Raw genomic sequence first — 14,472 nt, forward strand, 5'->3', positions numbered from 1 at the left:
ACTCAAAGTAGTGAAAAGGATTATGTATGGCCGTAACAGTTTTGAACTACTGAAAGCAAAACTGTTACGACTTGAATTAAAGCGAAAAGTCAACTAACATTGGAAAGAACCTAAAAATACTTGACAAAACAAATAAGTTAGTTTAAACTAACGTGGAAATGTGCTGTGACCACACAGAAAATGATTTTGGCAGTGATCAGGCACATTTTATTTTAATCATGGATTAGTCTAAACTAACTTTTAAAAGGAGGAAATTTATGAAAGAGAGGATGTCAACAATCATCCTTGCAGCAATTCTTCTGATTCTGTCAGCGGTGTCTTTGTTTGTGGGTGTGATTGATGTGACCCCTATGGAATTGTTCCGTGGAAATATGGAACAATTGGAAATCTTTTTGATTTCCAGGCTGCCACGCCTGCTTGCGATCATCTGTACCGGTGTCGGGATGAGTACGGCAGGACTGATTATGCAGCAGCTTTGCATGAATAAATTCGTTTCTCCGACTACGGGAGCAACGATTTCGTCTGCGCAATTTGGAATTCTTCTGGCGCTTTTGTTTATGCCGCAGTCCACACTGTGGGGGCGGGCAATATTTGCATTTACCACGGCGATTCTCGGAACATGGATTTTTGTGTGGTTCATACAACGAATTCAGTTTAAAGAAGCGGTTATGGTACCGCTTGTGGGAATTATGTTCGGGAATGTGGTGTCGGGAATTACAAGTTATCTCGCCTACAAATATGAGATGACGCAGGCACTTTCCTCATGGCTTGTCGGGCATTTTTCAATGGTGTTAAAGGGTAGATATGAGATTGTATATCTTGTGGTACCGCTTGTGATACTGGCATTTTTGTTTGCGAATCATTTTAACATCGTCGGAATGGGAAAGGATTTTTCCAAAAATCTTGGAGTCCCGTATAAGTTTGTTCTGTTTATGGGGCTGACGATTGCAGCGATGATTACAGCATCGGTAGTTGTCGTGGTGGGTTCCATTTCCTACATCGGTCTGATCGTTCCAAATATTGTCTCTATGTTTAAAGGGGATAAGATTCGTGGAACGCTTGTGGATACGGCATTGTTTGGGGCAAATTTTGTTCTTGTGTGTGATCTGATCGGTCGAGTCGTAATTGCGCCGTATGAATTGCCGATCGAATTGATTGTGGGAATTTTCGGAAGTCTGCTTTTTATTATGCTGTTGCTTTACCGGCTGAAACATGGCCGCAAGGCGATTCGTTTTACCCGTAGAGGGGAAAATAAGACGTGCATTATGGAAGGGGGAACGAGTCTGTGAATCGAGCGGTAAATCGAAGAAATCAGAAAAAACTTATCGTGATGATGGTTCTTGTGATTTTAGCATGTGCGCTTTACATGCTGGTGAATGTAAAGTTTGGCAATGAGAAATTGTTCTGGTATGCGATGAAAATTCGTACACCCAAATTAATTGTGATGCTGATCACGGCGTTTGCCATCGGCGGGGCATCTATTGTGTTCCAGTCTATTATCAACAATACTATTGTGACACCATGTCTGCTTGGAATGAATTCTCTGTACATGGTCATACACACTGCGGTTGTGTTTGTTGCCGGCTCAGGAAGTGTTTTAGCTGTCAATCCAAATGCTGCATTTGCGGTGGATCTTGTATTTATGGGCGGAACCGCGACCGTTATTTACAGTTATCTGTTTAAAAAGACAAATCATAATGTGCTTTATGTACTGCTTATAGGAACTGTGTTGACTTCCTTCTTCGGAAGTATCCAGTCCACTTTGACGAGGGTGATGGATCCGAATGAATATGACAGCCTGCTGGCGACCTTAGTCGCAAGTTTTAGTAACGTCAATTCAGAGATTATTGTATTTTCTGTGATTGTTATGGGACTCGTGGTCTTTTGCCTGAGAAAAGAGCTGGCGTTGTTAGATGTGATCACACTCGGAAAAGAGCAGGCAATTAATCTGGGAGTGGATTATGACAGATGTATCAGACGACTGTTATTGGGTGTGACGCTGTTTATTGCAGTGGCGACTGCGATGGTTGGACCCATTTCCTTTTTGGGACTGATCATTGCAAATCTCTCCAGACAGCTTTTGCAGACATATCGTCACAGTCATCTTATTTTGGGATCTGCATTTTTCGGAATGGTGATTCTGGTGGCAGGACAGCTTTTGGTAGAGCAGATTTATTCCTATACCGTTCCGGTAAGTGTGTTTATTACCGTGTTTGGAGGAATCTATTTTCTGTATCTGCTGCTGAGAGAAAGGAAGGAAAGTTAGACAATGATTGTAGAAGAATTGATAAAAACATATGATGGAAAACCGGTGGTAGATTCGGTCAGCTTTTCGCTCCCGAAAGGGAAAGTGACGTCCTTGATCGGACCAAACGGAGCAGGAAAATCAACGGTTATGGGAATGATTTCCAGACTGATTGCAAGAGATGGAGGACTTGTCGAGTTTGAAGGGCAGGATATCGGAAAATGGAAGAGCAAAGAGCTCTCGAAGCGCCTTGCGATTTTAACGCAGAGCAACCACATTCAGATGAAGCTGACGGTGGAAGAGTTGGTGGCGTTTGGAAGATTCCCTTACTCAGGAGGCCGTCTTACAGAGGAAGATAAAAAGATGATTGACAGGGCAATCTCATACATGGAACTGGACGAATTTCGAGAGCGTTTTATCGATGAGCTGTCAGGAGGTCAAAGACAGAGAGCGTATATCGCAATGGTAATTGCACAGGATACGGAGTACATTCTGTTCGATGAGCCGACGAACAACCTTGATATCTACCATGCAACAAATCTGATGAAAACGGTTCGAAAGCTTTGTGATGAGCTTGGGAAAACGATTGTTTTAGTATTGCATGAGATTAATTATGCGGCATTTTATTCCGATTATATCTGTGCGTTTGTGGACGGCAAGATCGCAAAATTCGGAACCGTGGAGGAGGTGATGACGAAAGAGGCATTGACAGAAATTTATAAAGTAGATTTTGAGATTATGAAGATTGCCGGGAAACCGTTATCAATCTATTATTAATCAGGTCTGTTGAAACGACGTAGAAACAGAATTTTACAACAAAAGATTATTGGGAAGAGATAAGGAGAAAACAAGATGAAAAAATTGACAACTTTAGTGCTTGCGCTTGCGATGGTATTTAGTCTTGCGGCTTGCGGAAATAAGAATTCAGGAACAACTTCAAAAGAAGATACAAATAAAACAGAAAAACCAAAAACAGTTACAATTAAAAGCTTTAATGCGAACAATGAAGAAACAGATTTGGAAGTGCCTTATGATGCACAAAGAATCGCTGTGATGGATATGGCGTCGCTTGATATTTTAGACAGTCTTGGATTGGGAGATCGTGTAGTGGGTTCTTCCAGCACATCATTGGATTATCTTCAGGAGTACGTTACGAATGATGAAATTGTGGATTTAGGAACAATTAAAGAGGCAGATATGGAGGCAGTGATGTCGTGTGAGCCGGATGTGATCTTTATCGGAGGACGTCTTGCACAGTCTTATGATGCACTGAGTGAAATTGCACCGGTTGTCTACCTGTCCACAGACACAGAAATAGGGCTTGTAAAAAGTGTGGAGAAAAATGCAAAGACGATTGCATCTATGTTTGGTATGGAAGATGATGTGAAAGATCTGATGGACGGCTATGATGCGAGAATTGAGAAACTGAAAGCGTTTGCCGAAGGAAAAACTGCGATTATCGGAATGTGTACAAGTGGAGGATTCAATGTTCTCGGAAACGATGGACGTTGTGCTCTGATCGGCAATGAGGTTGGATTTGAGAATATCGGAGTAGATGCAAATGTCGATACTTCTACACATGGAAATGAGGCGTCATTTGAATTTGTGGTAGAGAAGAATCCGGATTACATTTTTGTATTGGACCGTGATGCAGCGATCGGTACAGATGGCGCACAGCTTGCAAAGGATATTATGGAAAATGAGCTGATTATGGGAACAGATGCTTATAAGGACGGAAAAATCGTCTACTTAGAACATCCTGCAGTTTGGTATACGGCAGAAGGCGGTGTAAATGCACTCGGATTTATGCTTGAAGATTTAGAAAACGCACTGTTAAAATAATAGATTTTATTTGAACCAGTAAAAATGTATAATTTTCCTCTGTTTACAGATACTATTTCCAAAGTTGGAAAGTACAGTAAATGGAGGAATTTTTATTATGAAAGCAACAGGAATTGTAAGAAGAATTGATGATCTGGGGAGAGTAGTCATTCCAAAAGAAATCAGGAGAACGCTTCGGATTCGTGAGGGAGACCCATTGGAAATATTCACGGCCCGTGAGGGAGAGATTATCCTGAAAAAATATTCACCGATCAGTGAGCTTTCCTCATTTGCAAAAGAATATGCGGAAAGTCTTGCAGTAACGTGCGGAGCAACTGTCTGTGTGACAGATCATGATCAGATTATTGCGGCATCGGGTGCGGGGAAAAAAGAATTACAGGACAAATATGTGAGCAAACAATTGGAACGTATTTTCAAGGAACGGGAAGCAGTGCATGCATCGGCAGGGGAAAAGAAATATGTGGCGGTGATTGATGAACGGATACAGGAATATGAAGATGAGATCATTCATCCGATCCTGTGCGCAGGAGATGTTATCGGAGCGGTAATTCTGTTGGAAAAGAAGAAAAAACTTGGAGAGACAGAAGAAAAGCTCGCCGCATGTGCAGCTAATTTTCTTGGAAGGCAAATGGAACAATAGAAGCATAAAACCCTTCGGACAATCATAGATTGTGATATGCGAGGAGGGAATAGTATGGAAAAACAGGTTCAAAAAGAATCGAAGCTCATCTGGATCTTGAAATCACTGCTTGCGGCGTATCTTGTAACGGGCATATTGCTTGTGCTGCTGACATTTTTATTGTATCAGTTTGAGCTGGACGAACAGAAAGTGACCGCCGGGATTGTGGTGATTTATGTGGTGTCTACTTTTGTGGGAGGTCTTATATTAGGAAAGCTTACGAAAGTAAAACGATTTGCATGGGGCTTGACGCTTGGAGTTGTTTATTTTGTATTGCTGCTTTTGATATCGCTTGGGATATACAGGGGGCTTGACGGGAACTGGAGCAATATTCTTACGACATTTCTGATGTGTGCCGGAGGGGGGATGTTTGGAGGAATGATTTCTTAAGTGATTCTTAACTGAAGTGAGAAAAAAGGCTTTCAAAACATACAGTCCTGTGGTATAATAGCAGAAGTAATGCAAAGCGAAGGAGGAAATGACAATGAAACATATCAAAACATTGAATACACAGACATTAAACAATACAGTGAAAAAAGGTGGATGTGGAGAATGTCAGACATCATGCCAGTCAGCATGTAAGACATCTTGTACAGTAGGAAATCAGACTTGCGAACAAAAAAGATAATGATTGCGTAAGCTGAACAAAAAGACAAGTGCTGTCTTTTGACAGTCGACGCAGGCAGAGAATGTGCGATGGCACATTCTTTTTGCATGACAGAAAAAATAGAGAAAATAGAAAGGGGTACATGTTGTGATTCATCAGTACCGGAACAATGGTTATAATATTGTGCTCGATGTGAATAGCGGTTCCGTGCATGTGGTAGATGATTTGTGCTATGATTTGATTGCCTGCTTAGAGGCGATGAACCCGGATCATACAGAAGCGACACTGCAAAGCGAAGAGACATCGGCGTATGTGAAAGAACAATTAGGAGAAAAGTATAAAGAGGACGAATTAAAAGAGGCGTTAGAAGATATTGCGGAACTTACAAAGGCTGGACAGCTCTTTACAAAAGATATATACGAGGCATATATCGGAGAAGTAAAAAGCAGAAAGACGGTTGTAAAGGCATTGTGCATCCACATTGCGCATGACTGTAACCTCGCATGCCAATACTGTTTTGCAGAAGAGGGCGAATATCATGGAAGACGAGCTCTGATGTCATATGAGGTCGGGAAAAAGGCTCTGGATTTCCTGATTGCAAATTCGGGTAACCGAAAGAATCTGGAAGTAGATTTCTTTGGCGGGGAACCGCTTATGAACTGGCAGGTAGTAAAAGACCTTGTGGCATACGGAAGAGAGCAGGAAAAACTCCATGATAAGCATTTCCGTTTTACACTGACAACGAACGGTGTGCTTCTGAATGACGAGGTGCAGGAATTTGTCAACAAAGAGATGGACAATGTGGTATTAAGTCTGGACGGACGAAAAGAAGTCAATGACAAGATGCGTCCGTTCCGCAACGGAAAAGGAAGTTATGACCTGATCGTGCCGAAATTTCAGAAACTGGCAGAGAGCCGTAATCAGGAAAAATATTATATCAGAGGAACTTTTACAAGAGATAATTTGGATTTCTCAAAAGATGTTCTGCATTTTGCGGATTTGGGATTTGAGCAGATTTCCATTGAGCCTGTAGTAGGAGAGGATTCAGATTTTTATTCGATCAAGAAAGAAGATCTTCCACAGATTTTTGAAGAATATGATACATTGGCAAAAGCGATCATTGAGAGAGAAGAGGCGGGAAAAGGATTTAACTTCTTCCATTTTATGATTGATTTGGACGGAGGTCCTTGTGTTGCAAAGAGACTTTCCGGATGTGGTTCCGGAACAGAGTATCTTGCAGTCACACCTTGGGGGGACTTATATCCTTGTCATCAGTTTGTCGGTGAGGAAGATTTCCTGATGGGAAATGTCGACGAAGGGATTGTAAGACCAGAAATTGCAGATGAATTCAGAGGCTGCAGTGTCTATTCAAAAGAGAAATGTAAGAACTGTTTTGCAAAGTTTTACTGTAGTGGAGGATGCATGGCGAATTCGAATAAGTTTCACGGTTCTATTCATGATACATATGATGTCGGTTGTGAGATGCAAAGAAAGCGTGTGGAATGCGCGATTATGATTAAGGCTGCATTGGCAGACAGAGAAAGGATGTAAGAGATGAAAAAGAGTAGAGGTATCATTAACCTGATTCTCACCGTGGCGGTGATCTGCCTGTTAGGGTTTACTTCGGTTGTGGGATTTGGTGCAACAGGTGCGGGAGCGGCTAAGAACATCAAGCTTGGTCTTGACCTTGCCGGAGGTGTCAGCATTACATATCAGGTAAAAGATGAGAACCCGACAGAGGAAGAGATGAAAGATACAATCTACAAGCTGCAAAAGCGTGTAGAGCAATACAGTACAGAAGCGACTGTTTATCAGGAAGGTTCGGATCGTATCAATATTGAGATTCCGGGTGTTTCAGATGCGAATGCAATTCTGGAAGAGCTTGGGAAACCGGGTTCACTTGAATTTCAGGATTCGGAAGGGAATATTGTCTTAGAAGGAACAGATATCAAAACAGCATCTGCGAAAACATCTCAAGATGATATGGGCAATAAGCAGTATATCGTAGAGTTGAATCTTACAGATGAGGGAAAAACAAAATTTGCAGAAGCAACAGCGGCAAATATCGGAAAACAGATTGCTATCGTTTATGATGATGAGATCATCAGCAATCCGTCTGTAAAAGATAAAATTGACGGTGGACAGGCTTATATTGACGGAATGGAGTCTTATGAAGAAGCAGACAATCTTGCATCTACAATCCGTATCGGTGGTCTGAAACTAGAGCTGGAGGAATTGAGTTCCAAAGTAGTCGGAGCACAGCTTGGAGAAGAGGCGATCAGCACAAGTTTGATGGCAGGTGCAATCGGACTTGCAATCGTGTTCATTTTCATGTGTATCGTATATCTGCTTCCGGGACTTGCATCGAGCATTGCGTTAGTTATCTACACAGGAATTGTAATCGTATTGTTGAATGCGTTTAACATTACATTGACTCTTCCTGGTATTGCAGGTATCGTTCTCTCGATTGGTATGGCGGTAGATGCGAACGTTATTATTTTTGCCAGAGTAAAAGAAGAGATGGCAGGCGGGAAAAGTGTAAAATCATCTCTGAAGTCTGGATTCCAGAAGGCGATGTCAGCGATTGTAGACGGAAATATGACAACTTTGATTGCGGCAATTGTACTTTGGGTTAAGGGAACAGGAAGTGTAAAAGGATTTGCTCAGACATTGGCACTTGGTATTGTGGTGTCTATGTTTACGGCACTAGTTGTGACAAGAATCATTATCTACTCATTATATGCAGTAGGACTTAGAAGTCCAAAATTATATGGTACTCAGAAACCAAGAAAAGAAAGAGATTTCTTAAAGAGAAGAGTGTTGAGCTTTTCGATTTCACTTGTGATCATTGTAGCAGGATTTATTATGATGGGAGTGAACTCGGCAAACGGAAAAGGTGCGTTTAAGTACAGCCTTGAGTTCATGGGAGGAACTTCATCTACGGTAACATTTGACAAAGATTATTCGATTGAAGAGATTGATTCTAAGATTGTTCCGGTTGTAGAGAAGGTAACAGGCGATAAGAACGTTCAGTTCCAGAAAGTAAAAGATTCGAATGCGGTTGTTATTAAGACAATCAGTTTGGATTTGGAAGCACGTGAGGCATTCAACAAAGCGATGGCGGACAACTTCGGTGTAGATACATCTACGATTACTGCGGAGAATATCAGCTCCACAGTCAGCTCTGAGATGCGAACAGATGCAGTCGTTGCCCTTGTGATTGCTACGATATGTATGCTGCTTTACATTTGGTTCCGATTCAAAGACATTCGTTTCGGAACAAGTGCAGTTATCGCATTGTTAAATGACGTTCTGTTTGTAATCGCATTTTATGCAATTTCAAGAACGTCCGTCGGAAATACATTTATTGCATGTATCCTGACAATTGTAGGTTACTCGATCAATGCGACGATTGTTATCTTCGACCGTATCCGAGAAGAATTAAAGACGAAAAAGAAAAACGAAGAATTATCAGGATTGGTCAACAGATGTATTACAGATACTTTGACGAGAAGTATTTACACAAATGCGACAACCTTTATTATGCTTGCGGTACTGTATGTGCTTGGAGTAAGTTCGATTAAAGAATTTGCAATGCCGCTTATGGTTGGTGTATTAGGAGGTACGTTCTCTTCTATCTGTATCACAGGACCATTGTGGTATGTTATGAAAACAAAATTTGTAAAGAAAAAATAAACGGGGACGGGGGTAATCATGATATTACTCCCGTTTTTGCATTGAGGAGTACGTATGGAAAAATGGTTTGTAATGAGAAAAGGGGCTCCGTTTCAGGAGATTGCGGAGAAATTTCAAATTCATCCGATTCTTGCCCGGCTGATACGGAATCGTGATGTGACAGGGAATGAAGCGATTCAATTGTATCTGAACGGCACAATCGCAGATTTGTACGATGGCATGCTCATGAAAGATATGGATAAAGCGGTAGACATTTTGCTCGAGAAAATACGCGAGGACAAAAAGATTCGAATTATCGGAGATTATGATATTGATGGAATTAATTCGACTTATATTCTATTGGAAGGAATCAAGTATCTTGGAGGAGAGGCTGATATCGATATACCGGACCGCATGAGGGACGGGTATGGCTTGAACCGGAATTTGATTGACCGGGCATTTGACGATGATATTGATACAATCATCACCTGTGACAATGGAATTGCCGCAAGAGAAGAGGTTGCGTATGGAAAGAGTCTTGGGATGACGATCATAGTGACAGATCATCATGAGATTCCTTATGAGGAGGTAGAAAGTGAAAAACAATATATTCTGCCGCCCGCTGATGCAGTGATTGATCCAAAACAGCAGACATGTGCATATCCATTCAAAGAATTGTGTGGGGCAGGAGTTGCGTATAAAGTGATCGAGGCGCTGTTCGGCGCGTGTGGAAAAGATATCGAAGATGTGGATTATCTGATGGAGAATGTGGCAATTGCGACAGTCGGAGATGTTATGGATCTGGTCGGAGAGAACCGTATTTTTGTAAAACAAGGTCTGGAAATGCTGAAACGCACAAACAATTTGGGATTGCGAGCGCTGATGGAATGTACCGGTGTGCCGGTGGAGAGACTTTCGGCATATCATATCGGATTTGTGATTGGACCGTGCCTGAACGCAAGCGGGAGACTGGATACGGCGAAACGGGCATTGGAGCTTTTGTGTGCAAAGACCAAGAAAGAGGCAGACATACTGGCGGGTGACTTAAAAGCGCTAAATGACAACCGGAAGGATATGACGGCTTCAGCGGTGGAAGAGGCGGTGAAGCAGGTGGAGGAGACCAGACTTGGCGAGGATAAAGTGCTGGTGATCTATCTTCCGGATTGTCACGAAAGTCTTGCCGGAATTGTAGCTGGAAGAGTGAGGGAGCGTTATCATAAGCCGGTATTTATCTTGACGAAGGCAGAAGAAGGCGTGAAAGGATCGGGGCGTTCTATTGAGAGTTACCACATGTATGAAGAATTGAATAAGTGCAAATCGCTGTTGACGAAATTTGGCGGACATAAACTTGCGGCGGGACTGTCTTTGGAGGCGGAAAATGTAGACAGACTCAGAGAAACTTTAAATGAGCTGTCACTACTCACACAAGAAGATCTGATTCCTAAGATTTCTATTGATATGCAGATGCCGCTTGGCTATATCAATGAAGCGTTTGTGAATGAACTAGAGCTTCTGGAGCCTTTTGGGAAAGGAAATGTAAAGCCTGTATTTGTGGAGAAAAACATTGAAATTTTAAGCGCGAGAATTCTTGGGAAAAATAAAAATGTGTTGAAGATGCAGGTGCAGGATGCGCCTGGGACTCAGATGGATGCCATGTACTTTGGTGATGTGGAGGCATTTTTGGAATTTTTTAGAGAGAAGTATGGAAAGCCGGCGGTAGATGGTCTGCTTCGGGGACAGAGAAGCAAAGTTGAGGCGGCATTTACATATTATCCCGGAATCAATGAGTATATGGGGCAGAAAACTGTTCAGATCATCATTCAGAACTATCAGTGAGAGTGGTGTAAATGAATTGAAAAAGTGACAGAAAAATGATATACTATAATATACTGTAAAAATAGGAGTGAGTTAGAATGAAAAAACCAATCGAAGAATATGTAAGAAGTATACCGGATTTTCCCGAAAAAGGGATTATTTTTAGAGATGTAACAAGTATTTTAGAAGATGCTGACGGACTTCAGCTGGCGATAGATTTGATGCAGGAAAAAATCGGAGACACGGAATTTGATGTAGTGGTAGGACCGGAATCCAGAGGATTTATTTTTGGAGTACCGATCGCATATAATCTGCATAAACCATTTATTCCGGTTCGGAAAAAGGGAAAACTTCCATGCGAGACTGTTTCGATTCAATATGATTTGGAATATGGGAGTGCTGAGATTGAGATGCATAAAAACTCGATCAAACCGGGACAAAAAGTAGTGATCATCGACGACCTGATGGCAACCGGAGGTACGATCGAGGCGATTACAAAGCTCATTGAAGGGATGGGAGGAGTGATTGTCAAAGCAGTATTTTTAATGGAACTAGAAGGATTAGAAGGCAGAAAGAGATTAGAAGGGGTTGACGTAGAGACTGTTATTGCATACCCTGGAAAATAAGAACCAGAAAGGGGTGATTAATGTGACCGACAATAAAGTAATAGAGAATCCATACAAGGGACTTGAGATTGTGGATGGGCATGCGGTGAAGGCGCCGGAAGATTATCAGGACCCAAAGATGTTATATGAGGCATTGATCAAACGAATTAGAAAGTACCATCCGTCTACAGATATTTCCATGGTGGAAAAAGCGTTCAATATCGCGTACCATGCGCATGAAGGACAGTTTCGAAAATCAGGTGAGGCATACATTATTCACCCGTTGTGGGTAGGAATCATTCTTGCTGATCTGGAGTTGGATAAAGAGACGATTGTTGCCGGAATTTTGCATGATGTTGTGGAAGATACTGTGATGACAGAGCAGGAGATTACCGAGATCTTTGGTTCGGAAGTTGCACTGCTTGTGGACGGTGTCACAAAGCTTGGACAATTGTCGTATTCCGCTGACAAACTGGAGGTGCAGGCAGAGAACTTAAGAAAGATGTTTTTGGCGATGGCAAAAGATATCCGAGTGATTTTGATCAAGCTTGCGGACAGACTGCATAATATGAGAACACTTCAGTTCATGCGTCCGGAAAAGCAGATTGAGAAAGCGCGTGAGACGATGGACATCTATGCGCCGATTGCGCAGAGACTTGGTATTTCCAGGATTAAGACAGAACTTGATGATCTGTCTTTGAAATATTCTCAACCGGAAGTATTTTATGATCTTGTGCAGCAGATCAATGCGAGAAAGACAGAGCGTGAGGAGTTTGTGCAGCAGATTGTCGAAGAAGTGTCAGAACATATGAAAAATGCGAAGATTAAGGCAGAAGTAAAAGGTAGAGTGAAACATTTCTTCAGCATTTATAAAAAGATGGTCAATCAGGATAAGACAGTGGATCAGATTTATGATTTGTTTGCAGTCCGGATCATCGTGGAGTCAGTGAAAGACTGCTATGCCGCACTTGGTGTTATTCATGAGATGTACACGCCGATTCCGGGGCGCTTTAAAGATTATATTGCGATGCCAAAGCCGAATATGTATCAGTCATTGCATACGACATTGATGAGTTCGGTGGGACAGCCGTTTGAGATTCAGATCCGTACCGAGGAGATGCATAAGACGGCGGAGTATGGTATTGCTGCCCATTGGAAATATAAAGAATCCAATGATGGCAAAAAGAGTGTTGCCGCGCAGGAAGAGGAAAAACTAAGCTGGTTAAGACAGATTTTGGAATGGCAGCAGGATACAGATAACCGCGAATTTTTAAGTCTCTTGAAAGGAGATCTGGATTTGTTCGCAGAAGATGTCTACTGCTTTACGCCGAATGGGGATGTAAAGAATCTGCCGAATGGTTCTACGCCGGTTGATTTTGCTTATGCAATTCACAGTGCGGTTGGAAATAAGATGGTAGGAGCCCGTGTGAACGGAAAACTTGTAAATATTGATTATAAGATTCAAAATGGTGACAGAATTGAGATTCTTACTTCGCAAAATTCCAAGGGACCGAGTCGTGACTGGCTGAACATTGTAAAAAGTACGCAGGCGCGTAACAAGATCAATCAGTGGTTTAAGAAAGAATTTAAAGAAGAGAATATTGTTCGCGGAAAAGAGATGCTTGCGGCGTATTGCAAGACAAAATCTATTATGCTCAGTGATTTGACCAAGCCGAAATACATGCAGGTAGTACAGGTCAAATATGGCTTCCGTGATTGGGATGCGGTGCTTGCGTCAATCGGGCATGGTGGCTTAAAAGAAGGTCAGGTTATCAATCGTCTTTTGGAGGAATACGAAAAAGATCATAAGGCAGCTGTGACAGATGAGACGATTATTGAACGGGTATCTGAAGCATCTAAGAATAAAGTGCATGTGACGAAGTCGAAAAGCGGAATTGTTGTAAAGGGAATTGATGACATGGCGGTTCGGTTTTCCAGATGCTGTAATCCGGTTCCGGGAGATGAGATTGTCGGCTTTGTGACACGAGGACGTGGAATGTCCATTCATAGAACGGACTGTGTCAACATCATTCATTTATCGGAGGCGGAAAGAGCCAGATTGATTGATGCCGAGTGGGAGACAAATGCGTCGGATGAAGCCGGTGGGCAGTATATGTCGGGAATCAAGATGTATGCAAATAACCGGCAAGGTCTGCTTATGGAGATTTCTAAGATATTTACAGAGAATAAAATTGATATCAATTTGATGAATACGCGTGTCAGCAAACAGGGAGTTGCAACAATTGAGCTTGGTTTTGTTGTTCGCGGCAGAGAAGAATTGAGTCGAATTGTGGAAAAATTGCGTCAGATAGAGGGCGTGATTGATATTGAACGTACGGCAGGGTAAAAGAATGAAGATAGAAAAATATGCATTGGGTTCACTGGGAACCAACTGTTATTTAGTGGAAAATGAGGAGACAAAAGAGCTGGTTATCATTGATCCGGCGATTTGTCCGGATTATATGATCAGTTATGTGAAACGAATCGGCTATAAGCCGAAAGCAATTCTTCTGACACATGGTCATTTTGATCATGTGATGGGAATTGAAGGGTGGACAAAAGAATTCCATATTCCGGTATATATTTATAGAGATGAAGCGGCAATATTGAGAGATCAGGCATTAAATCTTTCCAGTATGTTTGGGACAAGTTATGCCTATGAGAAAGTGACCTGTCTGAGTGATGGGGAAAAACTTGTGCTGGCAGGATATACGTTTGAAGTGATTCATACACCCGGGCATACAAGTGGCGGATGCTGTTACTATGTGAAGGATGAGGAAGTGCTGTTTAGTGGAGATACACTGTTTTGCAGAAGCGTTGGTCGAAGCGACTTCCCGACCGGAAGCGCATCAGTTTTGGTGAAATCGATTCAAGAAAAATTATTCTGCCTTCCGGATCAGGTGATGGTCTATCCGGGGCATAACGATTTGACTTGCATTGCGGATGAAAAACAGTATAATCCGTTTATTTAAAGGTTCAATTTGGGACGTAGTAAAATTGAAGT

13 protein-coding genes are annotated in these 14,472 nt (G+C 42.0%); all 13 read left to right on the forward strand.

Annotation, left to right across the window (positions count from 1 at the left end; all coding sequences use genetic code 11):
• The first annotated feature begins 257 nt into the window (after window positions 1-257).
• The 13 genes from ACTQXY_RS09860 (at window position 258) to ACTQXY_RS09920 (ending at window position 14,440) form a co-directional block, all read left to right on the forward strand.
• Entirely contained in the window at window positions 258-1,289 is a 1,032-nt protein-coding gene (locus tag ACTQXY_RS09860; RefSeq protein ID WP_441659298.1) for an ABC transporter permease, read from the forward strand.
• Between the two features lie 41 nt (window positions 1,290-1,330).
• On the forward strand, window positions 1,331-2,266 hold the full coding sequence (locus ACTQXY_RS09865; protein WP_441659328.1) for an iron chelate uptake ABC transporter family permease subunit: 936 nt from the start codon (window positions 1,331-1,333) through the stop codon (window positions 2,264-2,266).
• Between the two features lie 3 nt (window positions 2,267-2,269).
• Complete coding sequence (locus tag ACTQXY_RS09870; protein WP_004614116.1) at window positions 2,270-3,022, forward strand: iron ABC transporter ATP-binding protein; 753 nt, start codon at window positions 2,270-2,272, stop codon at window positions 3,020-3,022.
• Between the two features lie 75 nt (window positions 3,023-3,097).
• On the forward strand, window positions 3,098-4,087 hold the full coding sequence (locus tag ACTQXY_RS09875; RefSeq protein WP_441659299.1) for an ABC transporter substrate-binding protein: 990 nt from the start codon (window positions 3,098-3,100) through the stop codon (window positions 4,085-4,087).
• 97 nt (window positions 4,088-4,184) lie between these two features.
• Window positions 4,185-4,727: a stage V sporulation protein T gene (gene spoVT / locus ACTQXY_RS09880; RefSeq protein ID WP_441659300.1), complete on the forward strand. Its 543-nt coding sequence runs from the start codon at window positions 4,185-4,187 to the stop codon at window positions 4,725-4,727.
• A gap of 54 nt (window positions 4,728-4,781) precedes the next feature.
• A complete protein-coding gene (locus ACTQXY_RS09885) occupies window positions 4,782-5,156 on the forward strand; it encodes a TIGR04086 family membrane protein (protein ID WP_441659301.1) in 375 nt (124 codons plus the stop codon).
• Between the two features lie 94 nt (window positions 5,157-5,250).
• Window positions 5,251-5,394, forward strand: coding sequence for a six-cysteine ranthipeptide SCIFF (scfA, locus tag ACTQXY_RS09890; protein WP_004614112.1), 144 nt, complete (start codon window positions 5,251-5,253; stop codon window positions 5,392-5,394).
• A 126-nt stretch (window positions 5,395-5,520) separates the two neighbouring features.
• A complete protein-coding gene (gene scfB / locus ACTQXY_RS09895; RefSeq protein WP_441659302.1) occupies window positions 5,521-6,924 on the forward strand; it encodes a thioether cross-link-forming SCIFF peptide maturase in 1,404 nt (467 codons plus the stop codon).
• Between the two features lie 3 nt (window positions 6,925-6,927).
• Window positions 6,928-9,069: a protein translocase subunit SecD gene (gene secD, locus ACTQXY_RS09900; protein WP_441659303.1), complete on the forward strand. Its 2,142-nt coding sequence runs from the start codon at window positions 6,928-6,930 to the stop codon at window positions 9,067-9,069.
• Window positions 9,070-9,123: 54 nt separating this feature from the next.
• Window positions 9,124-10,884 (forward strand): single-stranded-DNA-specific exonuclease RecJ, encoded by a 1,761-nt coding sequence (gene recJ, locus ACTQXY_RS09905; protein WP_441659304.1) that lies wholly within the window; start codon window positions 9,124-9,126, stop codon window positions 10,882-10,884.
• Window positions 10,885-10,961: 77 nt separating this feature from the next.
• Window positions 10,962-11,489: an adenine phosphoribosyltransferase gene (locus ACTQXY_RS09910; RefSeq protein WP_004614105.1), complete on the forward strand. Its 528-nt coding sequence runs from the start codon at window positions 10,962-10,964 to the stop codon at window positions 11,487-11,489.
• 22 nt (window positions 11,490-11,511) lie between these two features.
• Complete coding sequence (locus tag ACTQXY_RS09915; protein WP_441659305.1) at window positions 11,512-13,815, forward strand: RelA/SpoT family protein; 2,304 nt, start codon at window positions 11,512-11,514, stop codon at window positions 13,813-13,815.
• A gap of 4 nt (window positions 13,816-13,819) precedes the next feature.
• Window positions 13,820-14,440, forward strand: coding sequence for an MBL fold metallo-hydrolase (locus tag ACTQXY_RS09920; RefSeq protein WP_441659306.1), 621 nt, complete (start codon window positions 13,820-13,822; stop codon window positions 14,438-14,440).
• Window positions 14,441-14,472: the final 32 nt, after the last annotated feature.

It is taken from the genome of Faecalimonas sp. LCP19S3_D12, from assembly GCF_052121495.1.
GTDB lineage: Bacteria > Bacillota > Clostridia > Lachnospirales > Lachnospiraceae > Faecalimonas.

Coding starts and splice junctions, on each gene's coding strand:
- ACTQXY_RS09860 (WP_441659298.1), top strand. CDS start 258: ATGAAAGAGAGGATGTCAACAATCATCCTTGCAGCAATTCTTCTGATT.
- ACTQXY_RS09910 (WP_004614105.1), top strand. CDS start 10,962: ATGAAAAAACCAATCGAAGAATATGTAAGAAGTATACCGGATTTTCCC.
- ACTQXY_RS09885 (WP_441659301.1), top strand. CDS start 4,782: ATGGAAAAACAGGTTCAAAAAGAATCGAAGCTCATCTGGATCTTGAAA.
- ACTQXY_RS09875 (WP_441659299.1), top strand. CDS start 3,098: ATGAAAAAATTGACAACTTTAGTGCTTGCGCTTGCGATGGTATTTAGT.
- ACTQXY_RS09865 (WP_441659328.1), top strand. CDS start 1,331: ATGATGGTTCTTGTGATTTTAGCATGTGCGCTTTACATGCTGGTGAAT.
- scfA (WP_004614112.1), top strand. CDS start 5,251: ATGAAACATATCAAAACATTGAATACACAGACATTAAACAATACAGTG.
- secD (WP_441659303.1), top strand. CDS start 6,928: ATGAAAAAGAGTAGAGGTATCATTAACCTGATTCTCACCGTGGCGGTG.
- spoVT (WP_441659300.1), top strand. CDS start 4,185: ATGAAAGCAACAGGAATTGTAAGAAGAATTGATGATCTGGGGAGAGTA.
- ACTQXY_RS09870 (WP_004614116.1), top strand. CDS start 2,270: ATGATTGTAGAAGAATTGATAAAAACATATGATGGAAAACCGGTGGTA.
- ACTQXY_RS09920 (WP_441659306.1), top strand. CDS start 13,820: ATGAAGATAGAAAAATATGCATTGGGTTCACTGGGAACCAACTGTTAT.
- recJ (WP_441659304.1), top strand. CDS start 9,124: ATGGAAAAATGGTTTGTAATGAGAAAAGGGGCTCCGTTTCAGGAGATT.